This is a genomic window from Klebsiella sp. SYXHC3 (assembly GCF_057196925.1).
Genome location: NZ_JBXUNG010000011.1, coordinates 1 through 21,998 on the forward strand (window position 1 = coordinate 1; position 21,998 = coordinate 21,998).

The 21,998-nt window shown below is 55.6% G+C and carries 21 protein-coding genes; 13 read left to right on the plus strand and 8 right to left on the minus strand.

The window, feature by feature from the left end; genetic code table 11:
• Positions 1–482: 482 nt before the first annotated feature.
• On the plus strand, positions 483–1,781 hold the full coding sequence (locus AC2CGP_RS20635) for an MFS transporter (RefSeq protein WP_015370272.1): 1,299 nt from the start codon (positions 483–485) through the stop codon (positions 1,779–1,781).
• A gap of 2 nt (positions 1,782–1,783) precedes the next feature.
• Here AC2CGP_RS20635 and AC2CGP_RS20640 read toward each other — a convergent pair whose 3' ends face one another.
• The 5 genes from AC2CGP_RS20640 to trxC form a co-directional block, all read right to left on the minus strand.
• A complete protein-coding gene (locus AC2CGP_RS20640; RefSeq protein ID WP_015370273.1) occupies positions 1,784–2,107 on the minus strand; it encodes a YfiM family lipoprotein in 324 nt (107 codons plus the stop codon).
• A gap of 42 nt (positions 2,108–2,149) precedes the next feature.
• Positions 2,150–3,505 (minus strand): CDP-diacylglycerol--serine O-phosphatidyltransferase, encoded by a 1,356-nt coding sequence (gene pssA / locus AC2CGP_RS20645; protein ID WP_015370274.1) that lies wholly within the window; start codon positions 3,503–3,505, stop codon positions 2,150–2,152.
• Positions 3,506–3,601: 96 nt separating this feature from the next.
• Positions 3,602–6,277, minus strand: coding sequence for a bifunctional acetate--CoA ligase family protein/GNAT family N-acetyltransferase (locus AC2CGP_RS20650; RefSeq protein ID WP_032723176.1), 2,676 nt, complete (start codon positions 6,275–6,277; stop codon positions 3,602–3,604).
• 35 nt (positions 6,278–6,312) lie between these two features.
• A complete protein-coding gene (tapT, locus tag AC2CGP_RS20655) occupies positions 6,313–7,011 on the minus strand; it encodes a tRNA-uridine aminocarboxypropyltransferase (RefSeq protein ID WP_015703189.1) in 699 nt (232 codons plus the stop codon).
• Between the two features lie 69 nt (positions 7,012–7,080).
• Positions 7,081–7,506, minus strand: a complete 426-nt coding sequence (gene trxC / locus AC2CGP_RS20660) for a thioredoxin TrxC (protein ID WP_015370277.1) — start codon at positions 7,504–7,506, stop codon at positions 7,081–7,083.
• Between the two features lie 204 nt (positions 7,507–7,710).
• On the opposite strand from trxC, the gene AC2CGP_RS20665 reads away from it, so the two are divergent.
• Positions 7,711–8,781, plus strand: coding sequence for a tRNA/rRNA methyltransferase (locus tag AC2CGP_RS20665; RefSeq protein WP_015703188.1), 1,071 nt, complete (start codon positions 7,711–7,713; stop codon positions 8,779–8,781).
• A gap of 55 nt (positions 8,782–8,836) precedes the next feature.
• On the opposite strand, the gene ung is transcribed toward AC2CGP_RS20665, so the two are convergent.
• Positions 8,837–9,526, minus strand: coding sequence for a uracil-DNA glycosylase (gene ung / locus AC2CGP_RS20670; protein WP_020078167.1), 690 nt, complete (start codon positions 9,524–9,526; stop codon positions 8,837–8,839).
• Between the two features lie 311 nt (positions 9,527–9,837).
• Here ung and grcA point away from each other — a divergent pair, with 311 nt between their 5' ends.
• Complete coding sequence (gene grcA, locus AC2CGP_RS20675) at positions 9,838–10,221, plus strand: autonomous glycyl radical cofactor GrcA (RefSeq protein WP_002914084.1); 384 nt, start codon at positions 9,838–9,840, stop codon at positions 10,219–10,221.
• Positions 10,222–10,266: 45 nt separating this feature from the next.
• On the opposite strand, the gene srmB is transcribed toward grcA, so the two are convergent.
• Positions 10,267–11,598: an ATP-dependent RNA helicase SrmB gene (gene srmB / locus AC2CGP_RS20680; protein ID WP_015370281.1), complete on the minus strand. Its 1,332-nt coding sequence runs from the start codon at positions 11,596–11,598 to the stop codon at positions 10,267–10,269.
• A 130-nt stretch (positions 11,599–11,728) separates the two neighbouring features.
• Between srmB and trmN the strand changes: the two genes are divergently transcribed.
• Positions 11,729–12,466 carry a tRNA(1)(Val) (adenine(37)-N(6))-methyltransferase TrmN gene (gene trmN / locus AC2CGP_RS20685; protein ID WP_020078168.1) on the plus strand — a complete coding sequence of 246 codons (738 nt, stop codon included), beginning with the start codon at positions 11,729–11,731 and terminating at the stop codon, positions 12,464–12,466.
• Here trmN and nadB read toward each other — a convergent pair.
• Positions 12,451–14,070: an L-aspartate oxidase gene (gene nadB / locus AC2CGP_RS20690; protein WP_015703185.1), complete on the minus strand. Its 1,620-nt coding sequence runs from the start codon at positions 14,068–14,070 to the stop codon at positions 12,451–12,453. The genes trmN and nadB overlap by 16 nt on opposite strands.
• 363 nt (positions 14,071–14,433) lie before the next feature.
• Between nadB and rseD the strand changes: the two genes are divergently transcribed.
• The 9 genes from rseD (at position 14,434) to era (ending at position 21,992) form a co-directional block, all read left to right on the plus strand.
• Complete coding sequence (gene rseD / locus AC2CGP_RS20695) at positions 14,434–14,496, plus strand: rpoE leader peptide RseD (RefSeq protein WP_350425049.1); 63 nt, start codon at positions 14,434–14,436, stop codon at positions 14,494–14,496.
• Complete coding sequence (gene rpoE / locus AC2CGP_RS20700) at positions 14,493–15,068, plus strand: RNA polymerase sigma factor RpoE (protein WP_002914074.1); 576 nt, start codon at positions 14,493–14,495, stop codon at positions 15,066–15,068. The genes rseD and rpoE overlap by 4 nt, the downstream gene beginning before the upstream one ends.
• Before the next feature lie 32 nt (positions 15,069–15,100).
• Positions 15,101–15,751, plus strand: coding sequence for an anti-sigma-E factor RseA (gene rseA, locus AC2CGP_RS20705; RefSeq protein ID WP_015370285.1), 651 nt, complete (start codon positions 15,101–15,103; stop codon positions 15,749–15,751).
• Entirely contained in the window at positions 15,751–16,707 is a 957-nt protein-coding gene (gene rseB, locus AC2CGP_RS20710; RefSeq protein ID WP_020078169.1) for a sigma-E factor regulatory protein RseB, read from the plus strand. The genes rseA and rseB overlap by 1 nt, the downstream gene beginning before the upstream one ends.
• On the plus strand, positions 16,704–17,183 hold the full coding sequence (rseC, locus tag AC2CGP_RS20715) for a SoxR-reducing system protein RseC (RefSeq protein ID WP_042893105.1): 480 nt from the start codon (positions 16,704–16,706) through the stop codon (positions 17,181–17,183). Before rseB ends, rseC begins: the two co-directional genes overlap by 4 nt.
• Positions 17,184–17,367: 184 nt before the next feature.
• The gene (gene lepA / locus AC2CGP_RS20720; RefSeq protein WP_213759839.1) at positions 17,368–19,167 is read left to right on the plus strand and encodes a translation elongation factor 4; all 1,800 of its coding nucleotides are present in this window, start codon (positions 17,368–17,370) and stop codon (positions 19,165–19,167) included.
• Positions 19,168–19,181: 14 nt separating this feature from the next.
• Positions 19,182–20,156, plus strand: coding sequence for a signal peptidase I (lepB, locus tag AC2CGP_RS20725; protein ID WP_020078170.1), 975 nt, complete (start codon positions 19,182–19,184; stop codon positions 20,154–20,156).
• A gap of 253 nt (positions 20,157–20,409) precedes the next feature.
• The gene (gene rnc / locus AC2CGP_RS20730) at positions 20,410–21,090 is read left to right on the plus strand and encodes a ribonuclease III (RefSeq protein WP_020078171.1); all 681 of its coding nucleotides are present in this window, start codon (positions 20,410–20,412) and stop codon (positions 21,088–21,090) included.
• Entirely contained in the window at positions 21,087–21,992 is a 906-nt protein-coding gene (gene era, locus AC2CGP_RS20735) for a GTPase Era (protein ID WP_015370290.1), read from the plus strand. The genes rnc and era overlap by 4 nt, the downstream gene beginning before the upstream one ends.
• Positions 21,993–21,998: the final 6 nt, after the last annotated feature.

Sequence of the window (21,998 nt, forward strand, 5' to 3'; positions counted from 1 at the left end):
GGTGGCGCTGCGCTTACCGGGGCTACAGACCCCGTAGCCCGGAAAAGGTGCGCAGCACCGCCTCCGGGGAAAGCCGCTGTCATAGCAACGTAAACGAAAGGCTCAGTCGGAAGACCGGGCCTTTTGTTTTTGTGTTTTGCGGCCAGACGCGCCGCCATCTTCCCCGGTGGCGCTGCGCTTACCGGGGCTACCGCTCCTTCCCGGGGTTGAACCGCCTGCGGGAAAATCTTGCTACACCATCTCATCACCTTCATTCAAAGCCATATAAAACCCCGTCGTTGTAACCACTTCGCCATAATTCACTTTTTCACTGCTCATGTGCTGACGTTAATCGCGAAAACCGGTGTTACGAAAAAAAATGTGAATACAATCACATATAAATAAATAACAATTATATAACATTTGGTTCACTAATTAATTTGTCTGAGTGACGTGTCACGCCCGATGAGACAGATTACGGTCTTTGCTGGAGCAAAATTATAATGACAGAAAGTAGCATTAACGAGCAGGGTTCCCTGGAGCAGGGCGATACCCGGCGCCGTGTATGGGCAATTGTGGGGGCATCTTCAGGGAACCTGGTGGAATGGTTTGATTTTTATGTCTACTCATTTTGCTCACTCTATTTTGCGCACATCTTTTTCCCTTCAGGAAATACCACTACTCAATTGTTACAAACCGCCGGAGTTTTTGCCGCTGGCTTCCTGATGCGCCCCATCGGCGGCTGGCTGTTTGGCCGCATTGCTGACCGTCGCGGACGTAAAGCCTCAATGCTTATTTCGGTATGCATGATGTGCTTCGGCTCGCTGGTAATTGCTTGTCTACCGGGATACGCCACTATCGGCACCTGGGCACCGGCTTTGCTCCTGCTGGCACGTCTGTTCCAGGGCCTGTCCGTTGGCGGGGAATATGGCACCAGCGCGACCTACATGAGTGAAGTGGCAGTAGAAGGAAAGAAAGGATTCTACGCCTCCTTCCAGTACGTTACGTTAATTGGCGGTCAACTGCTGGCGGTACTGGTCGTTGTCGCACTACAGCAAATCCTCAGTGATGAAGATTTGCATGCCTGGGGATGGCGTATTCCTTTTGCGCTGGGCGCAGTACTGGCCATCGTCGCGCTGTGGCTGCGTCGTCAGTTGGATGAAACCTCGAAGCAGGAAACCCGTGCGCTGAAAGAGGCCGGTTCCTTTAAAGGTTTGTGGCGTAATCGCCGGGCTTTTGTCATGGTGCTGGGCTTTACTGCCGCCGGTTCGCTGACTTTTTACACCTTCACCACGTATATGCAAAAATATCTGGTGAATACCGCCGGCATGACGGCCAGCACCGCCAGCATGATTATGACGGCGGCGCTTTTCGTGTATATGCTGGTACAACCGCTATTTGGCGCCTTCTCGGATAAGGTGGGGCGCCGTACTTCAATGCTGTGTTTCGGCGTGCTGGCGACGCTGTTTACCGTGCCAATCTTGAGTGCGCTGCAGAATGTTAGCTCGCCGTATGCCGCATTTGCGCTGGTGATTTGCGCGTTGCTGATCGTCAGCTTCTACACCTCCATCAGCGGGATCCTGAAGGCGGAAATGTTTCCGGCACAGGTTCGCGCGCTGGGCGTGGGCCTGTCCTATGCGGTAGCAAACGCGTTGTTCGGCGGTTCGGCTGAATACGTCGCGCTGTCGCTTAAATCTATAGGAATGGAGAATGCCTTCTACTGGTACGTGACGGTAATGGCGGCGATTGCCTTCCTGGTCTCCCTGATGCTGCATGGTAAAGGGAAGGGGTTGCGTTTGTAACCTTATTGATGCGCCAGTTGCCACACCGTATAGCCGGTGGTGGCGCCGGCGACATCCCAGGCGAAATCCTTCCAGCTCCAGCCGCTCCCTGCCGGGCGGCTGTCCCATAACTCTTTTGATGCCCCCAGACTAACGGAAAACATCAGACCGATGGCGGCGCTGCGATCGCGGCTGTATCCCTGATGCTGCGCATATTCATTGCCGGCGGCGGAGAGCATTGCCGACGCGAGAAAGTGTTGGGCCTTGTCCTGACCGCTCCAGGCATCATTGGCCATATGGCTGCAGCCGCTGAGTAGTAAAGGGGCAATAATGATGAAGTAGCGCATAATTCTTCCTGAAAAAAAGCCCCGGATTACGGGGCGTTGATCTTAGAGAATGCGGCTGATGAGGCGGTCGATGCGGATGCGCCGCAGACGGCGGATGAGCTTTTTCACCTTCACCGGATAGTCGGCGATGCTTTGTAGATCGCGATAGTGCTTCACTACCGTCGTATGTGTACGGATGAGCTGAAGCTCCTTTTCCCGCATTTCGCGCAGTTGATGCTTAGGATCGTGGATCAGTACGGCATTTTCTAAATCCAGCCGCCAGGCGCGCGGATTGAGGTTGTTGCCGGTCAGCAGCATCCACTCGTTATCAACCCACATGCCTTTCAGGTGGTAGCTGTTATCGTCATCTTTCCATAAACGTACGATGAGCTGATCGGTATTCACATAATACTGCAGACGGCTCAGGAAGCGACGCAGGTTAATTTCGTACAAATAAGGCAATGCGCCGATGATTTTAAACGGCTGATCTTCCGGGATATAGAAGTCGTTCGCGGTCTTGTCGCCGACGATGATTTCCACTTTTTTTCCGCTGCGTAGCAGAGAAATAATATTTCTGACCAGTACGGCGGGCAGGTTGAAATACGGGGTGCAGATGGTCAGCTTATGTTCCGCACACGGCATCAGGTGGAAGATAGTCTTGTTGAGCAGGCTCGATTTACCGAGCCCAACCAGCGGCGTGACTGACAGTTGATCTTCATCGGCATTGCCGGTGAAGTGATAGCCGCTTTCGCGCAGATCCTGGCGATACTGGCGAATATCATTTTTGATTTCCGGGCTTTTTGGTCGATCCGGGCGATCGAGTCGATTCACGCCGCGACCCTGTACCAGATTCTGCTCGACCCAGTCGAACATCACGTCGGCCATCTTGCCGTTGCGGATGCACTGATAGCGATCGTAGCGATATTTATCATGCTGATGCAGGTACACATCGTTCAGGCTGGCGCCGCTATAAATAACGCTGTCATCGATGATGAAGCCTTTAAAATGAAGCACGCCGAGCGCTTCCCGGGTATTGACCGGGACGCCATACACCGGGATATCAATCCCTGGGTTTTCCTGGGCCATGCGACAGTACCAATCGGCATTGGTATTGGAGGCTGCCGCGCCGATACGGCCACGCTGGGCGCGATGCCAGTCAACCAGCACGCGCACATCCAGTTCTGGACGCTGGCGTTTAGCGTCATACAGGGCTTGCAGTATTCCTTTTCCGCCATCATCTTGCTCAAGATAGAGCGCAATAATGCAAATACGCTGGGTGGCGTGGGCTATCTTTGCCAGTAGCGCCTGGCGGAAATCAGCCGGCGCGTAAAAGAACTCGATATCATCAACTGACTGAGAGAGCTTAGGGAGTTGGGCAAGGTGTTGTTGATGTTTATTACGCTTAAATTTTGACAACATCACAGTGCGTTTCTTCTCTGTTTATTGAAGGGTCTTCTGTACCATGCAGATGACGTAAGCGGGCAATAATACCATTACTACCCGCGAATGTGGTCATTAATTGCTGTCGCTTGTCACCGAATGTAACGTATTCAGCGCAAGAGACAGGCTCACTATTCCGTCTTCTAATTGGATATCCACTGCAAAACCAAGCTTTCTGGCAAGGCCTATCATGCCGCGGTTATTTGGCATGGTGATGCCATTTAAGCGCTGTAATCCATGGCTCTGCGTATAGGCGATCAGTTTTTCAAGAAGCTGTCGACCAAGGCCTAAACCTTTCAGGTCAGAACGCACCAGCACGGCAAACTCGGCATCAATATTATCAGGATCGGAAATTGCTCTGGTCACGCCGAGGATCTCGCTTCCTTGCTCCGTGGCGCGAACCGCAACAAAGGCCATTTCACGATCGTAGTCGATCTGCGTCATATTGGCTAAGTCGTCATGGGTGAATTCGTTGATCTCGCTGAAGTAGCGGTAATAGAGATCTTCTTTGGTGACCCGCTCAATAAAGGCCAATAATAGTGGTTCATCCTCAGGCAGGATCGGCCGGAACAGGCAGCGCTCGCCGTTTTTCATTGCCACCCATTCCTCAAGTTGCTGCGGATAGGGTCTGACCGCCAGTCGGCTTTCGCTGTCGCCGCTAAATGGCGCCAGGCTGAGAGTAACGTCGAGGGCGGTAAACTCGTTGCCGGAAGCAAGCAAGGGGTGAATATCCAGCCGCTGGATCTCGGGGCAATCGACAATCAGGTTAGAGACCTGCACCAGCAGTTGGCTGAGGCCGGGAATATCCAGCGGGCGTAGCGCGCTGCGTCCGCGGATCTTTTTACTCTTGATGGCCTGGATCACCAGATAACGCGCCAGGTTCATATTCAGCGGCGGCAGGGCGACCGCGGCCTGATTTTCCGCACGCCATTCGACGCCGCCCTCGCCAAGCATAATCAGCGGGCCGAAAAGCGGGTCATGCTCGACGACGACCCGGAGCTCCTGCGCCCCGGCGCGGTTGGCCATACTCTGTACCAACAGGCCATGAATGCGCGCCTGCGGCCAGGCCATTTTTACCCGGTCGATAATCGCGTCCGCCGCCTGCTGGACTTCAGCTGGGGTACGTAAATAGAGCATGACGCCCTGAACTTCCGATTTATGCGGAATATCCGGCGAACGTAGCTTCAACGCCACCGGGTAGCCAATCTGCTCGGCGATATGTACCGCTTCGGCGCTGTCGGCGGCAATCCAGGTGGGAAGAGTATGGATGCCGTAGGCGCGCAGCAGCGGGCTGACCTCATGGGTGTCCAGCGAGGTCGCGCCTTCGCTCAGCGCGCGCTGCAACAGCGTGTGGGCCTCTGCGGTATTGGCGGTCAAGGTATCGGACAATACCGGCGTTTCCCGTAGCTGTTTCTGGTTGCGCCGGTACTCGACCATATGCATAAAGGCGGTAATAGTGCCTTCCGGTGTGCGATAGGTTGGGATACCGGCCTCGCTAAACAACCGTCGCGCCTCCTGGGAAGAGTACTCCCCGCACCAGTTCGTCAGCACCGTGACGTATTTCCCGCGTGGATGACGCTTAAGGGCATCAATCAACGCCAGCGCGCTTTCGGTGCCCGGCGCCGCGGCGCTGGGGGAGTGGATCACCAGCAGCGCATCATAATCCTGGCTGTCCAGCAACACATTCAGCGCTTTGAGATAGTGCTCGCTGCTGGCGTCATCGCGCAGATCCAGAGGATTAGCAACCTCGACGCCCGTCGGTAACGCCTGCCTGAGCTGGTCGTAGGTGGCTTCACTGAGATTGGCGAGTTTGCCGTTACGCAGCCACAGTTCGTCCAACGCCAGCGCCGCCGGCGCGGCGCCATTACTGATAATCATCAGCTTTTCGCCGCGCAAAGGGCGCATATGGCTCAGGGTTTCAACGGCGGAAAAGAGCTCGTGGGTGTCCTGCACGCGCAGCAGCCCCGCCCGCTGAATAGCGGCATCCCAGGCGGGATCCATCCCTGAGTTGACATGCAGTAATTTCTGCGCCGCCGGGCTGCGGCCGCTTTTGATGACCAGAATGGGTTTATTACGCGATGCGCTACGGGCAGCGGAGACAAAACGCCGGGCATCGCTGAGATGCTCCAGATAGAGCAAAATAGCGCTGGTCTTGCTATCGCGGGCGAGAAAATCGAGCAGGTCGTCGACGTCGATATCAAGACTATCGCCAAGCGCAATAAAGTACGAGAAGCCCATTTCACGCTGCTGCGCCCAGTCCAGAATGGTGTTAGAGACGGCGGCGGATTGCGAGATAAACGCCAGCTTGCCGCGCTGGATAGGGACCGGCGAAAAGCTGGCGTTCAGGCCCTGCCACGGCGCCAGCAGTCCCAGGCTGTTGGGACCGAGCAGACGCATTTGATAACGGGCGGCGCACTCGAGCAGCGCCGGGTACTGGTCTGGCTGTGAAGAGAGGATAATGCAGGTTTTACACCCTTTCCGCCCTAAGGCCTCGAGCAACTCGAGATTGCGACGGGCATTAGTACAGAGCACCGCTAGATCCGGGGTAAACGGCAGGCTGTCGATAGTCGGCCACGCCAGTACGCCAAGCACCGCTTTCCAGGCGGGCGTCACCGGCAGGACCGGGCCATTAAAACCGCCGGCCAACAAATTGCGCATCATTAAATAGCCAGCGCGCTGCGGTTTCATCGATGCGCCAATGACGGCGATCGATTTTGGCCGCAGCAGTGCTTCCAGGCCTCGTTGGCTCATTCCGGTCTCCTTTGATCCCCTGTGACCGAATGATTTTAAACGCTTTCAGCCTGTTGTGCTGTGATACTGCCCTTATGCTGCGTTTTTCCCGCCAGATAGCGGCTTCTGAACAGGCTAAAGTGATCGCCAAGCGCGGCCGCCGCCTGCGCGTCGCCGGCTAAGTCCAGCAGGGCGATGGCGACTTCCGCCGTACAGTACTGACCGTCGGCATGGGCTTCGCGCAGGTGATAGGCGGAGATGCGCGACAGGTCGACAGAGATTACCGGCAGCGCATCGAGATACGGGCTTTTGCGAAACATTTTCCGCGCTTCCGTCCAGGTGCCGTCGAGCATAATAAACAGCGGCGGCTTACCCTCCGGCGGGGCGCTCAGTACCTGGCGTTCCGCTCCGGCATAAGAGGCCGGAAAGACGACCATGGGCTGATAATCGGGGTTGGCGACCAGATCGAGCAGCGCCTGCGGCGGCTCGGTACGCGACCACTGAAACGCTTCGGTGTTGGGCAGAATATCGGCGATAAGGCGCCCGGTATTGCTGGGCTTCATCGGCTCGGTGTCGAACATTACCAGGCAAAAGCGGCTGTCGGCCTGCGCCGGCGCCAGCGTTGCGCACAGACACTGTTTTAGGGGGAGCAGGCAGCGCTGGCAGCGGCGGATGCGGTTGCCGCGAGCAAGAAAAGGCCGGGTTGCGCGCGCGAGGCGTTCGGCGCGTAGCCGAAGGACAGCGTTATCAATCATGGGAGTCGCTAATGAAAAACGCTATTGTCGCAGAGGAGAAAACGGGGCACAAGCGGTGCCCCGGTGGGGTTACTGCTGGTTGGCTTCGTTCAGCCAGCTATCGAACGGCGCTTTGGGGACGGCGCCATTCAGCATGTCGACCATTTCACCATTTTTGAACATCATAATGGTTGGAATGCTACGGATGCGGAAGCGAGCGCTCAGCTCGCGTTCGGCTTCGGTGTTCACTTTCACAAAACGCATTTCACCGCTGCGCTCTTCAGCCACATCCTCAAAGATCGGCGCAAAGCTACGGCATGGGCCGCACCACGGGGCCCAGAAATCAATAACGACTGGCAGATCGTCCTTTAATAGTTTATCCAGCGTTGCCCCGGTCGCGTTGATGACATCGCCGTCAAAGAGATCGTGGCCGCAGCGTCCGCACTTGGCGCCATCGGCGCTACGGTCTTCGGGGATGCGGTTAAGAGCCTGACAACTGGCACAAACGGTATTCATAACTAACCTCTGGTTATGGGGTTGCAGCGCGGCACGTGGCCGATTTGTTTCTGTAATGTTACATATTATCGATGAGGCGCGAATAAAGGACAATGTTTTTTGTTCGATGGTTACAATAGACCAAGGCTTTTAAATGAAATAATGGCTAAGTGAAGATACATCGGGTAATCTTCGCGCTTCGCGCAGCGCAGGTGGAGAAAATAGATGAGCGACGAACTGAAAAATAAAAGCGGCAAGGTCAAAGTGATGTATGTCCGCAGTGATGATGATTCTGACAAACGTACCCATAACCCGCGTACCGGGAAAGGGGGAGGGCGTCCAGGAAAGTCACGTGTTGACGGCCGCAGCCGCCCTGCGCGCGATGAACGTAACAGCCGCGGCGACGATCGCAAACGCGACGATCGCAAGCGTAATGATTTTAATCGCGATGATGCGTCCCCGTGGCGCACCGTTTCCCGTGCTCCGGGCGATGAGACGCCGGTAAAAGAAGATCACGGCGGTATCAGCGGTAAGAGCTTTATCGATCCGGAAGTGCTGCGCCGTCAGCGCGCGGAAGAGACCCGCGTCTACGGCGAGAACGCCTGTCAGGCGCTGTTCCAGAGCCGTCCGGAAGCCATCGTACGCGCCTGGTTTATCCAGAGCGTCACTCCGCGCTTTAAAGAGGCGCTGCGCTGGATGGCGGCCAACCGTAAGGCCTACCACGTAGTGGACGAAGCCGAACTGGCGAAGGCGTCTGGTACCGAACACCACGGCGGCGTCTGCTTCCTGATCAAAAAACGTCATGGTACTTCCGTGGCCCAGTGGGTGGCGAAAGCAGAAGCCGAAGATTGCGTACTGGCGCTGGAAGATGTTGGCAACCCGCACAATCTCGGCGCGATTATGCGTAGCTGCGCGCACTTTGGCGTGAAAGGCGTGGTAGTACAGGATGCCGGCGTGCTGGAGTCTGGCGCGGCGATCCGTACTGCAGAAGGCGGCGCGGAACATGTTGAGCCGATCACCGGCGACAGCTTTATCGATACCCTGACGCAGTTCCGTCAGGCTGGCTACGCCATCGTTTCGACCTCCAGCCATAACGGTACGCCGCTGTTTAAGGCCGAGCTGCCGAAGAAAATGGTGCTGGTATTAGGCCAGGAGCGCGACGGTCTGTCCGATGCGGCCATCTCCAGCTCTGACCTCAACGTCGCCATCGATGGCACCGGCAACGTCGAAAGCCTTAACGTCTCCGTGGCGACCGGCGTGCTGCTGGCGGAATGGTGGCGTCAGAATAAGGCCTGATAACGGTCTCTGAATGCAAAAAGCCAGCTGATGCTGGCTTTTTTATTGCCGTCGCTCACTCGCTTTCAGCGGGCAGCACCGGCATCCAGTCAATGGGCGCCTCGCCGCGTTCGGCCAGCCACTGGTTGGTTTGCACAAAGTGGTTGCAGCCGAAGAAACCGCGGTGCGCCGACAGCGGCGACGGGTGCGGCGCTTTCAGGACGCAATGGCGCTGGCGATCGATAATGGCGCCTTTTTTCTGCGCGTGCGCCCCCCACAGCAGAAATACCACTCCTTCACAATGCTGGTTAATCAGCGCTATCACTTTATCGGTAAAGGTTTCCCAGCCGAGACTGGCGTGTGAATGCGCCTGACCGGCGCGCACCGTTAACACGGTATTAAGCAGGAGCACGCCCTGGCGCGCCCAGCTTTCCAGATAACCATGCGCCGGGCGCTGAAAGCCGGGGATGGTGCCTTCCAGCTCTTTATACATGTTCAGCAGCGACGGCGGTATCTGCACTCCCGGTAAAACAGAAAAGGCCAGACCGTGCGCCTGTCCCGGGCCGTGATAGGGATCCTGACCTAAGATGACCACTTTGACCTCGCCCAGTTCGGTATAGCGAAAGGCGTTAAAGACATCTTTCTGCGGCGGATAGATAGTCATGCCGGACTGGCGCTCTTCGGCGACGGTCTTGAGGGTATTGAGAAAATAGGGCTGCTGCTTCTCTTCCGCCAGCACGTCGTGCCAGGTTAATGGGGTGGTCATCTCGCTCTCCTGCAAAGGGTCATGCCCATAGCTTAACTGCTTCTTTCTGCATAACAAAATCGCGACGTCATTCCTGACTGGTTGCGCATAAAAAAATTGAAAATTTACAAATTTTTTTATGGCACCTACTGGCGTAACTTGATGTAAAACAATACTATCCTCATATACCCACTTTGAGTGAGTGGTTTTTGTTGATTTAAGTCAATGAATGCCGGGTGTGTGGCTGATATATATACACTCATACAACAATGGTTTTACCAATTGGCCGCAAAGAGGCCAAAATCGAATAAACACTGCCTGGGAGGCATCAAATGATTACTGGTATCCAAATTACTAAAGCGGCAAACGACGACCTGCTGAACTCTTTCTGGCTGCTGGATAGCGAAAAAGGCGAAGCGCGCTGCCTGTGTGCCAAAGGTGGTTTTGCGGAAGATGACGTAGTTGCGGTGAGCAAACTGGGTGAAATCGAATACCGTGAAATCCCGGTAGACGTGAAACCGGAAGTCCGCGTGGAAGGCGGTCAGCACCTGAACGTAAACGTGCTGCGTCGCGAAACTCTGCTGGATGCCGTTGAGCACCCGGAAAAATACCCGCAGCTGACCATTCGTGTTTCCGGCTACGCGGTACGTTTTAACTCTCTGACTCCGGAACAGCAGCGCGACGTTATCGCTCGTACCTTTACCGAAAGCCTGTAAGGCTGAAGCCAGATGTGAAAACGCCGGGATATCCCGGCGTTTTTTTTACTCTTCGTTGGACGTTGACGGCGTCACGGCAGAGCTTGGCTTACGGCGCTTACCGATGTTTTTGGTATCGCGGTGGCGTTTCTTCACCCGCGGCTTCTCTTTTTCTTTCTCTTTTTTCTCGGCGCGTTTCGCCAGCACTTTCTTCGATGGTTTACCGGTTAACTTCTCGCTCGGCGCGCGGGTTTTCGGGCGCAATTCATCAATCACGCGAGCTTTCAGCGGTTCTTCAACGTAGCGGCCGATTTTGCCCAGCAGCAGGTGATCGTGCGCTTCAACCAGCGAAATAGCGGTGCCTTTCTTACCTGCACGGCCGGTACGGCCAATACGGTGCAGATAGATGTCAGCTGTGCGCGGCATATCGAAGTTAAACACGTGGCTGACATCCGGAATATCAATACCGCGCGCGGCGACGTCGGTGGCAATCAGCACGTTCACGCGACCATCGGTCAGGCGTTTAATCGCTTCGTTACGTTTGATTTGCACCATTTCGCCTTCCAGCCAGCAGGTGGTAATGCCTGCTTCGTGCAGCTTAGCGGCCAGTTCGTGAACGCGCTCGCGTTTACGCACGAAGACGATAGAGCGGGTTGCTTCCGGTTGTTTCAGCAGATTAACCAGCAGCGCGGTTTTATGATCGATATCATCGGCGCGATAGTACCACTGGTGAATTTTTTTACGTTCGCGGGTCGACGGATTTGCAGAAACTTCAACCGGCTCTTCCAGCAGGCGTTCGGCAAAGTCTTTAATCGCATCGCCTTCCAGCGTGGCGGAAAACAGCATGGTCTGCTTGCGCCAGCGGGTTTCACCGGCGATGGTTTCGATATCCTGGGCAAAGCCCATGTCCAGCATGCGGTCCGCTTCATCAAGGATCAGCGTTTCTACCGCGCGGCAGTCGAAGTTCTCTTCTTTAATATACTGCAGCAGGCGACCGGTGGTGGCGACCACGATATCCTGGTTTTCGCTGAACACTTCCGCGTGGTTCATGTACGCAACGCCGCCGGTAATGGTGGCAATATCCAGATGGGTATGCTTCGCCAGTTCGCGGGCGTGATCGGCAACCTGCATCGCCAGCTCGCGGGTCGGCGTCAGGATAAGGATCCGCGGCGGCCCCGATTTCTTGCGCGGAAAATCAAGCAGATGCTGCAACGCTGGCAGCAAATATGCCGCAGTTTTACCGGTGCCTGTCGGCGCAGAACCGAGAATATCACGGCCATCAAGCGCAGGCGGAATAGCGGCGGCCTGAATGGCTGTCGGGCGTGTGAAACCTTTATCCTGGAGCGCTTCCAGCAGGTTTTCGTCGAGTTCAAGTTCGGAAAAAGTCGTTACAGTCATGTTCTACCTCTGAGTGGGCCGCCGATTATAGACGTTACTGACGTAATGTTCATCTGTTTGTAAGGCTATCTGTTCTCCGGTATTGTGCATAGCCTTAAGCACAGGAGTTTTCGTCAGCAAGGTTTTGAGGATGTCTCAGTCGAAGTTTGCGCTGCCGCGCAATGGTTTTACCTTTAAACAATTTTTTGTCGCCCACGATCGCTGCGCCATGAAAGTCGGTACCGACGGTATTCTGCTGGGCGCCTGGGCGCCGATTGCTCAGGTGAAGCACGTGCTGGATATCGGAACCGGCAGCGGTTTGTTGGCATTAATGTTAGCCCAGCGTACCGCGAATTCGGTCCAACTGGATGCGGTGGAGTTGGATGAAGAGGCCGCGACGCAGGCGCGGGATAACGTGGCGGCCAGCAACTGGCCTGGACGCATCGCCGTATACCAGGCGCCGATTCAGCAGTGGCAGCCGCAGCCGCCGCGGCGCTATGAGCTCATCGTCAGCAATCCGCCGTTTTTTGCCGAAGGCGTACCTTGTGCGACGTCGCAGCGCGAACAAGCGCGTTATACCACCTCGCTCGATCATACGACGCTGCTCACCTGCGCCGCGGATCTGATTACCGAGGAGGGCTTTTTCTGCGTGGTGCTGCCGGTGGATATTGGTAATGCGTTTGTCGAACGGGCGAAAGCGATGGGGTGGCATTTGCGCTTACGCACCGACGTGGCGGAAACAGAAATGCGCCCGCCGCATCGGGCCCTGCTGGCATTCTCTCCCAGCGCCGGCGAGTGTTTCAGCGATCGGCTGGTGGTTCGTGGGCCAGAGCAGCAGTACTCTGAAGGCTTTACCGCACTGACCCGCGACTTCTATCTCTTTATGTGAGCAAGCGGCGAGAGCACCGACGGGCCGCTGTTTTCCAGCGTGTCCGGGTAGTCGAGCGTGTAGTGCAGGCCGCGGCTCTCCTTACGCTGCATGGCGCAACGCACGATAAGCTCGGCCACCTGCACCAGATTGCGCAGCTCCAGTAAGTTATTGGAGACGCGAAAACGCGCGTAATACTCATCCAGCTCCTGCTGCAGCATAGTAATGCGCCGCAGGGCCCGTTCCAGCCGGCGGGTGGTACGCACAATTCCGACATAGTCCCACATTAGCAGGCGCAGTTCGTGCCAGTTATGTTGAATCACCACCAGTTCATCCGGGATCTCAACCTGGCTTTCATCCCATGGCGGCAGCTGTTCCGCCGCTTGCGCCAGCGGCAGGCGTTTCGCTATGTCCTCGGCTGCCGACCAGCCGTACACCAGACACTCCAACAATGAGTTCGAGGCCATGCGGTTGGCGCCGTGCAGTCCGGTGTAGCTTACCTCGCCGATGGCGTACAGACCGTCGACGTCGGTACGTCCGTTATCATCCACCATCACGCCGCCGCAGGTGTAGTGGGCGGCGGGTACGATAGGCACCGGCTCTTTGGTTAAATCAATACCAAGGCCGAGCAGCTTTTCATAAATCATCGGAAAATGCTGGCGAATAAACGCTTCGGGCTTATGGCTAATATCCAGATACATGCAGTCGACGCCGAGGCGCTTCATCTCATGGTCGATGGCGCGGGCGACGATATCGCGCGGGGCCAGTTCGCCGCGTTCGTCGAAGTCCGGCATAAAGCGGCTACCGTCAGGCCGTTTCAACAGCGCGCCTTCGCCGCGCAGGGCTTCCGTTAAGAGGAAGTTTCTCGCCTGTGGATGAAACAGCGCGGTAGGGTGGAACTGGTTAAATTCGAGATTGGCCACACGGCATCCCGCGCGCCAGGCCATGGCGATGCCGTCGCCGGAGGAGACATCAGGATTGGTGGTGTATTGATAAACTTTAGCTGCGCCGCCAGTCGCCAGCACCACGGCTCTTGCGCTGCAGGTTTCTACCTTTTCCTTATTACGGTTCCAGATCCACGCGCCGACTACCCGACGGGTACCCGGCAGGCCAATCTTATCGGAGATAATCAGGTCAACCGCGTTGCTACGTTCCAGAATGGTGATATTCGGATGCGCCAGCGCTTTGCCAACCAGCGTCGTCTCAACCTCTTTGCCGGTGGCATCGGCGGCATGCAGGATCCGCCGATGGCTATGACCACCTTCGCGGGTGAGGTGGTAGCTCTCTTCACCGTTGGCCTGGACCTGGGTATCAAACAGTACCCCCTGATCGATAAGCCACTGCACGCAGGGTTTGGCGTTGCTGGCAACGAAGGAGACGGCATGACGGTCACAAAGTCCGGCCCCGGCGATGAGCGTATCTTCGACGTGGGATTCGATGCTGTCGGTTTCATCGAAAACGGCGGCAATTCCACCCTGGGCGTAGAACGTCGAGCCTTCGCTAACCGGCCCTTTGCTCAGGACGGTAACCGAGTGGCGCTCCGCCAGGCGCAGCGCCAGAGACAATCCGGCAGCGCCGCTGCCGATAATCAACACATCACAGGAAAAGTCAGGAGTCGTCTTCATAGTTTCTGTTTAATTTACTAAACACAATGGCCTCACCATAGCACCTGGTGGGGCTAAATCGTACAATTATTTTCGTGAATAGTTGTGCGGGCTAAACAAGGGTGGCAGAAAAGCAAATATGTAAACGAAAGAAAATATTTGCGAAGCAAGCCGTTACCTTCAGATTTTATAGTGAAAAATAAGTTGGGTTACGTTACCCTTCAGGCGGGCCTTGCGCTTTTTCTTCATTAGCTTACCTGGCGTTGAACAACGGGACTTATAATGAGAGATAACAATCAGTCCACCGTTGTCAGACAAAAATCAAAAGCGTAACGGAACTTTATTGTGTTCAGACACTCCAAACGTCTGCTTGCTCATAATGCAGTGCTTGGGTGGTGTTCTGAATACGCATGGGAATTGGGTTTGGGGAGACATTACCTCGGATGAGCGAGCAGTTAACGGATCAGGTCCTCGTTGAACGGGTCCAGAAAGGAGATCAGAAAGCTTTTAACCTACTGGTAGTGCGCTATCAGCACAAGGTTGCAAGCCTGGTCTCCCGCTATGTACCGCCGGGCGATATTGCTGACGTTGTTCAGGAGTCGTTCGTGAAGGCGTGGCGTGCGCTGGATTCTTTCCGGGGGGATAGCGCTTTTTATACCTGGTTGTATCGTATCGCCGTAAACACGGCAAAGAATTATCTGGTTGCTCAGGGACGCCGTCCGCCATCAAGCGATGTTGACGCCAACGAGGCGGAAAACTTCGAAAGCGGCGGGGCATTGAAAGAAATTTCGAACCCTGAGAACTTAATGTTGTCAGAAGAGCTGAGACAAATAGTTTTTCGTACCATTGAATCGCTTCCCGAAGATTTACGCATGGCAATTACGTTGCGGGAGCTGGATGGCCTGAGCTATGAAGAAATAGCCGCCATTATGGATTGTCCGGTTGGCACGGTACGTTCGCGTATCTTCCGGGCACGTGAAGCTATTGATAATAAAGTTCAACCGCTAATCAGGCGTTGACGATAGCGGAATACTGGAAAAGGGTATCAGGCATGCAGAAAGAAAAACTTTCGGCCTTAATGGATGGTGAAACGCTGGATAACGAGCTGCTCAATGAGCTGAGTCGTTCTTCTGAAATGCAAAAAACCTGGGAGAGCTACCATCTCATCCGCGACACGCTGCGAGGCGATACCGCCGAGATGCTCCAATTCGATATCTCAGCTCGCGTGATGGCCGCCATCGAGAACGAACCTGCTCGTCAGGTTGCGCCGCTTATTCCTGAGTCTCAACCTGCTCCACACCAGTGGCGTCAAATGCCTTTCTGGCAGAAAGTACGCCCGTGGGCCAGCTCGCTTACCCAAATGGGTGTGGCAGCGTGCGTTTCTCTGGCTGTGATCGTCGGCGTCCAGCAGTATAACGGACACTCCGATGCCTCCCAGCAGCCGGAAGCGCCAGTCTTCAACACCATGCCGATGATGGGCAAAGCCAGCCCGGTTAGCCTGGGCGTTCCGGCTGATGCCTCCGCCGGCAGCGGTCAGCAGGCGCAGGTTCAGGAGCAACGTCGTCGTATTAATGCTATGCTGCAGGACTATGAATTGCAGCGTCGCCTGCACGCTGAGCAGCTTCAGTTTGGCCAGGCCCAGACTCAGCAAGCCGCTGTTCAGGTGCCAGGTTATCAAACTTTAGGAACGCAATCGCAGTAATGAAGCAACTTTGGTGTGCCATGTCGCTCATGGCGGGCAGCCTGTTCTTCTCCACCAACGCCTCGGCTGATACATCGTCCGGGGCGTTGTTGCAGCAGATGAACCTGGCTAGCCAGTCCCTCAATTACGAGCTGTCTTTTGTCAGTATCAACAAACAGGGCGTTGAGTCGCTGCGCTATCGTCACGTGCGGTTGAACAACCAGCCCCTTGCTCAGTTGCTGCAGCTCGACGGTCCGCGTCGGGAAGTGGTGCTGCGCGGTACTGAAATCAGCTATTTTGAACCCGGTCTCGATCCCTTCACCCTGAACGGCGACTATATCGTCGATTCCTTGCCGTCTCTGGTGTATACCGATTTCAAAAAGCTGGCCTCGTATTATGATTTCATCTCCGTTGGCCGTACGCGTATCGCCGATCGCCTGTGCGATGTGGTGCGCGTGGTGGCCCGCGACGGTACGCGCTACAGCTACATTGCGTGGCTGGATGCCGAGACCAAGCTGCCGCTGCGCGTCGACCTGCTCGACCGCGACGGTGAAACCCTGGAGCAGTTCCGGGTGGTCTCATTCAATATCGGTGATAACGTAAGCTCGAGTATGGAAGCGCTGTCGAAAGCCAGCCTGCCGCCGCAGCTGTCGGTCCCGGAAAGCGGCAATAAAGCCAACTTTAACTGGGCGCCGACCTGGCTGCCGCAGGGCGTGACGGAAGTTTCCAGCAGTCAGCGTCGTTTACCGACCTTCGATGGTCCTGTCGAGTCGCGTCTCTATTCCGATGGTCTGTTCAGCTTCTCCGTCAACGTTAACCGCGCGACGGTAAACAGTAGCGATCAGCTGCTGCGCACCGGCCGCCGTACCGTCAGTACCTCGGTGCGCGATAACGCCGAAATCTCAGTGGTGGGCGAATTACCGCCGCAGACGGCAAAACGTATCTCCGACAGTATTAAGTTCAGGGCCGCGCAATGATCAAAGAGTGGGCGACTGTTGTCTCCTGGCACAACGGCGTGGCGCAGGTTCACTGCGATGTTAAAGCCTCTTGCAGCAGCTGCGCCTCGCGCGCCGGGTGCGGTAGCCGGGTGCTCAATAAACTGGGGCCGCAAACCAGCCATACCATTAGCGTCCCCTGTGAGCAGCCGCTGACGGCCGGGCAAAAAGTGGAGCTGGGCATTGCTGAAAGCAGCCTGCTGGGTTCGGCGCTGCTGGTCTACATGGCGCCGCTGTTCGGGCTGTTTGTGATGGCATCTATTTTTCAGGTGTTGTTTGCCAGCGATATCGCTTCGTTGTGCGGCGCGCTGTTGGGCGGCGTCGGCGGGTTCCTGGTGGCGCGTGGGCTGTCGCCGAAGCTGGCTGCTCGCCAGTCGTGGCAGCCGGTGATTTTAAGCGTTGGTTTACCGCCGGATCTGCTGCGCGTCGATACGCCTTCCTCTGAAATGGGGCAGTGATTTCACTGTCCCTCATCTTTATTTACGCTTCCTGATACAACGCCACAATTCTGCCGTTATGCTGGATCTAACAGCATTTCCTGGTTTCGCGGATGTAGTGTAGAATGCGGCGTTTTCGGATTAAAAAACGTCAGGCACAGAACAGCGGCCTCATGAGACTCGTAAGGCATAATTAACTCTAAATATGAAGAATATACGTAACTTTTCGATCATCGCTCACATCGACCACGGTAAGTCGACGCTGTCTGACCGTATCATCCAGATTTGCGGTGGCCTTTCTGATCGCGAAATGGCGGCCCAGGTTCTGGACTCCATGGACCTTGAACGTGAGCGCGGCATTACCATCAAGGCGCAGAGCGTCACCCTGGACTATAAAGCCAGCGATGGTGAAACTTATCAGCTCAACTTTATCGACACCCCGGGCCACGTTGACTTCTCCTATGAAGTATCGCGCTCCCTGGCGGCGTGCGAAGGCGCGCTGCTGGTGGTTGACGCGGGGCAGGGTGTAGAAGCCCAGACCCTAGCGAACTGCTATACCGCGATGGAAATGGACCTCGAAGTCGTCCCGGTTCTTAACAAGATCGACCTGCCTGCGGCCGACCCTGAGCGCGTAGCGGACGAGATTGAAGATATCGTTGGTATCGACGCTCACGACGCGGTTCGCTGCTCGGCGAAAACCGGTGTCGGCGTGCCGGATGTGCTGGAACGTCTGGTTCGTGATATTCCGCCGCCGGAAGGCGATCCGGACGCGCCGCTGCAGGCGCTGATTATCGACTCCTGGTTCGATAACTATTTAGGCGTCGTGTCGCTGGTGCGTATTAAAAACGGCACCATGCGCAAAGGCGACAAAATTAAGGTGATGAGCACCGGTCAGGTCTATAACGCCGACCGTCTGGGCATCTTCACCCCGAAACAGGTTGACCGTACCGAACTGAAATGCGGCGAGGTGGGTTGGCTGGTTTGCGCTATTAAAGACATCCTCGGCGCGCCGGTGGGCGATACCCTGACCGCGGCGCGTAATCCAGCGGATAAGGCGCTGCCGGGCTTCAAAAAAGTGAAGCCGCAGGTCTACGCCGGTCTGTTCCCGGTGAGCTCTGATGACTATGAGAACTTCCGCGATGCGCTGGGTAAACTGAGTCTGAACGATGCATCCTTGTTCTATGAGCCGGAAAGCTCTACGGCGCTGGGCTTCGGCTTCCGCTGCGGCTTCCTCGGCCTGCTGCACATGGAAATCATTCAGGAGCGTCTGGAGCGTGAATACGATCTTGACCTGATTACCACCGCGCCGACGGTAGTCTATGAAGTAGAAACCACCTCTAAAGAGGTTATCTACGTCGATAGTCCGTCGAAGCTGCCGCCGCTGAATAATATTCAGGAACTGCGTGAGCCGATCGCCGAATGTCACATGCTGCTGCCGCAGGAGTTCCTCGGCAACGTGATCACCTTGTGTATCGAGAAACGCGGTGTGCAAACCAACATGATTTACCATGGCAAACAGGTTGCGCTGACCTATGAAATCCCGATGGCGGAAGTGGTCCTCGACTTCTTCGACCGTCTGAAGTCCACCTCCCGCGGCTATGCGTCGCTGGATTATAACTTCAAGCGTTTCCAGGCCTCTAACATGGTGCGCGTTGACGTGCTGATCAACGGCGAGCGCGTCGATGCGCTGGCGCTCATCACGCACAACGACAATGCGCCGTATCGTGGCCGCGAGCTGGTCGAGAAGATGAAAGATCTGATCCCGCGTCAGCAGTTCGATATTGCGATTCAGGCGGCTATTGGTAACCACATTATCGCGCGCTCTACCGTGAAACAGCTGCGTAAAAACGTCCTGGCGAAATGCTACGGCGGCGACGTCAGCCGTAAGAAAAAGCTGCTGCAGAAGCAGAAAGAAGGTAAGAAGCGTATGAAACAGGTTGGTAACGTTGAACTGCCGCAGGAAGCGTTCCTCGCCATTCTGCACGTTGGTAAAGACGGCAAATAATCTAAGGAGTTGGCATGGCGAACATGTTTGCCCTGATTCTGGTCATTGCGACCCTTGTGACAGGGCTGTTGTGGTGTCTGGATAAGTTCATATTCGCACCAAAACGTCGTGAACGTCAGGCCGCTGCTCAGGCAGCGACCGGCGAGCAACTGGACAAGAAGACGCTGAAGAAAGTCGGCCCGAAACCGGGCTGGCTGGAAACCGGCGCCTCGGTCTTCCCGGTACTGGCGATTGTGCTGATTGTGCGTTCGTTTATCTATGAACCTTTCCAGATCCCGTCAGGTTCGATGATGCCGACTCTGCTGATTGGCGATTTTATCCTGGTGGAGAAATTCGCCTATGGCATTAAAGATCCGATCTACCAGAAAACGCTGATCGAAACTGGTCATCCGAAACGTGGCGATATCGTGGTGTTTAAATATCCGGAAGATCCGCGTCTGGACTACATCAAACGCGCGGTCGGTTTGCCGGGCGATAAAGTCACTTACGATCCGGTGGCTAAACAGGTGACGATTGAGCCTGGCTGCGCGTCGGGTCAGGCATGCGGTAGCGCCTTGCCGATCACCTACTCCAACGTCGAACCAAGCGATTTCGTTCAGACCTTCTCCCGCCGCAACGGCGGCGAAGCCACCAGCGGTTTCTGGCAACTGCCGAAAGGCGAAACCAAAGCCGATGGTATTCGTCTGACCGAGCGTAAAGAGACGCTGGGTGAAGTGACCCACCGTATTCTGACGGTACCCATCGCTCAGGATCAGGTGGGGATGTACTATCGTCAGTCCGGCCAGCCGCTGGCAACGTGGGTCGTTCCGCCGGGTGAATACTTCATGATGGGCGACAACCGCGACAATAGCGCCGACAGCCGTTACTGGGGCTTCGTGCCGGAAGCGAATCTGGTGGGTAAAGCCACCGCCATCTGGATGAGCTTCGAAAAACAGGAAGGCGAGTGGCCAACCGGCGTACGTTTATCGCGCATTGGCGGCATCCACTAATTCCTCGTCTTAATTCACGCTGCCAGTGCAATAACGGCAGCGTGAATTATTTAGTATTTAAATCCATCCAAACTAACGACATCCCTTGTCGTTGCGTATAGAATATCCCCCCGAAGTTTTTGGTTGTCTCTCGAAAGAGTGACACTGCACACGAAACCGCGTTGGTTAGTTTCTGCCCTTATATATCAAGGGTATGTATGCTCAGGTCGGTTTCGTGTGCTGCATCTTTGACGCATTCATTTATTGGTAACGCATGAACCCCATCGTAATTAATCGGCTTCAACGAAAGCTGGGCTACACTTTTGTTCATCAGGAGCTGTTGCAACAGGCATTAACTCACCGCAGTGCCAGCAGCAAACACAACGAGCGTCTCGAGTTTTTAGGCGACTCTATTTTAAGTTTTGTGATCGCCAATGCGCTCTATCATCGTTTCCCTCGGGTAGACGAAGGGGATATGAGCCGTATGCGCGCGACGCTGGTGCGAGGCAATACGCTGGCGGAAATCGCCCGCGAATTTGAACTGGGCGAGTGCCTGCGCCTTGGGCCTGGCGAGCTGAAGAGCGGCGGTTTTCGTCGCGAATCGATTCTGGCTGATACCGTAGAAGCCTTAATCGGCGGGGTTTTCCTCGACAGCGATATTCAGAATGTTGAACGCTTAATCCTCTCCTGGTACCAGACTCGTCTGGACGAAATCAGCCCGGGCGATAAGCAAAAGGATCCGAAGACGCGTCTGCAGGAGTATCTGCAGGGTCGTCATCTGCCGCTGCCGTCTTACCTGGTCGTCCAGGTACGCGGCGAAGCGCACGATCAGGAATTTACTATCCACTGCCAGGTCAGTGGCCTGAGTGAACCAGTGGTTGGCACAGGTTCCAGCCGTCGCAAGGCGGAGCAGGCTGCCGCCGAACAGGCGCTGAAAAAACTGGAGCTGGAATGAGCGAAGAAAAAAGTTATTGCGGATTTGTCGCCATCGTTGGTCGTCCAAACGTTGGCAAATCCACGCTGTTGAACAAGCTGCTTGGGCAGAAGATCTCGATCACTTCCCGTAAAGCGCAGACTACCCGTCACCGCATCGTCGGTATCCATACCGAAGGGCCGTATCAGGCGATTTATGTTGATACCCCGGGCCTGCATATGGAAGAGAAGCGCGCGATTAACCGCTTAATGAACAAAGCGGCCAGCAGCTCGATTGGCGATGTGGAACTGGTTATCTTCGTTGTTGAAGGCACTCGCTGGACGCAAGATGACGAGATGGTGCTAAACAAGCTGCGTGATGCGCGCGCGCCGGTGATTCTGGCCGTCAACAAAGTTGATAACGTGCAGGAGAAAGCGGATCTGCTACCGCACCTGCAGTTCCTTGCCAGCCAGATGAACTTCCTCGACATTGTGCCGATCTCTGCGGAAACCGGCACCAACGTTGATACTATCGCGTCAATCGTACGTAAACATCTGCCGGAAGCGATTCATCACTTCCCGGAAGATTATATTACCGACCGTTCCCAGCGCTTTATGGCCTCCGAGATCATCCGCGAAAAGCTGATGCGTTTCCTGGGCGCTGAACTGCCGTACTCCGTGACCGTCGAAATTGAACGTTTCGTGAGTAACGAACGCGGCGGTTACGACATCAACGGCCTGATCCTCGTCGAGCGTGAAGGGCAGAAGAAGATGGTAATTGGCAACAAAGGCGCCAAAATCAAAACCATCGGCATCGAAGCGCGCAAAGACATGCAAGAGATGTTTGAAGCGCCGGTGCACCTCGAACTGTGGGTCAAAGTGAAATCCGGCTGGGCCGATGACGAGCGCGCGCTGCGCAGTCTCGGTTACGTTGACGACCTCTGAGTTAAC

Coding starts and splice junctions, on each gene's coding strand:
- grcA (WP_002914084.1), top strand. CDS start 9,838: ATGATTACTGGTATCCAAATTACTAAAGCGGCAAACGACGACCTGCTG.
- tapT (WP_015703189.1), bottom strand. CDS start 7,011: ATGATTGATAACGCTGTCCTTCGGCTACGCGCCGAACGCCTCGCGCGC.
- AC2CGP_RS20650 (WP_032723176.1), bottom strand. CDS start 6,277: ATGAGCCAACGAGGCCTGGAAGCACTGCTGCGGCCAAAATCGATCGCC.
- AC2CGP_RS20640 (WP_015370273.1), bottom strand. CDS start 2,107: ATGCGCTACTTCATCATTATTGCCCCTTTACTACTCAGCGGCTGCAGC.
- pssA (WP_015370274.1), bottom strand. CDS start 3,505: ATGTTGTCAAAATTTAAGCGTAATAAACATCAACAACACCTTGCCCAA.
- era (WP_015370290.1), top strand. CDS start 21,087: ATGAGCGAAGAAAAAAGTTATTGCGGATTTGTCGCCATCGTTGGTCGT.
- rseC (WP_042893105.1), top strand. CDS start 16,704: ATGATCAAAGAGTGGGCGACTGTTGTCTCCTGGCACAACGGCGTGGCG.
- ung (WP_020078167.1), bottom strand. CDS start 9,526: ATGACCACCCCATTAACCTGGCACGACGTGCTGGCGGAAGAGAAGCAG.
- lepB (WP_020078170.1), top strand. CDS start 19,182: ATGGCGAACATGTTTGCCCTGATTCTGGTCATTGCGACCCTTGTGACA.
- AC2CGP_RS20665 (WP_015703188.1), top strand. CDS start 7,711: ATGAGCGACGAACTGAAAAATAAAAGCGGCAAGGTCAAAGTGATGTAT.
- lepA (WP_213759839.1), top strand. CDS start 17,368: ATGAAGAATATACGTAACTTTTCGATCATCGCTCACATCGACCACGGT.
- rpoE (WP_002914074.1), top strand. CDS start 14,493: ATGAGCGAGCAGTTAACGGATCAGGTCCTCGTTGAACGGGTCCAGAAA.
- trmN (WP_020078168.1), top strand. CDS start 11,729: ATGTCTCAGTCGAAGTTTGCGCTGCCGCGCAATGGTTTTACCTTTAAA.
- rseA (WP_015370285.1), top strand. CDS start 15,101: ATGCAGAAAGAAAAACTTTCGGCCTTAATGGATGGTGAAACGCTGGAT.
- rnc (WP_020078171.1), top strand. CDS start 20,410: ATGAACCCCATCGTAATTAATCGGCTTCAACGAAAGCTGGGCTACACT.
- trxC (WP_015370277.1), bottom strand. CDS start 7,506: ATGAATACCGTTTGTGCCAGTTGTCAGGCTCTTAACCGCATCCCCGAA.
- srmB (WP_015370281.1), bottom strand. CDS start 11,598: ATGACTGTAACGACTTTTTCCGAACTTGAACTCGACGAAAACCTGCTG.
- AC2CGP_RS20635 (WP_015370272.1), top strand. CDS start 483: ATGACAGAAAGTAGCATTAACGAGCAGGGTTCCCTGGAGCAGGGCGAT.
- rseB (WP_020078169.1), top strand. CDS start 15,751: ATGAAGCAACTTTGGTGTGCCATGTCGCTCATGGCGGGCAGCCTGTTC.
- nadB (WP_015703185.1), bottom strand. CDS start 14,070: ATGAAGACGACTCCTGACTTTTCCTGTGATGTGTTGATTATCGGCAGC.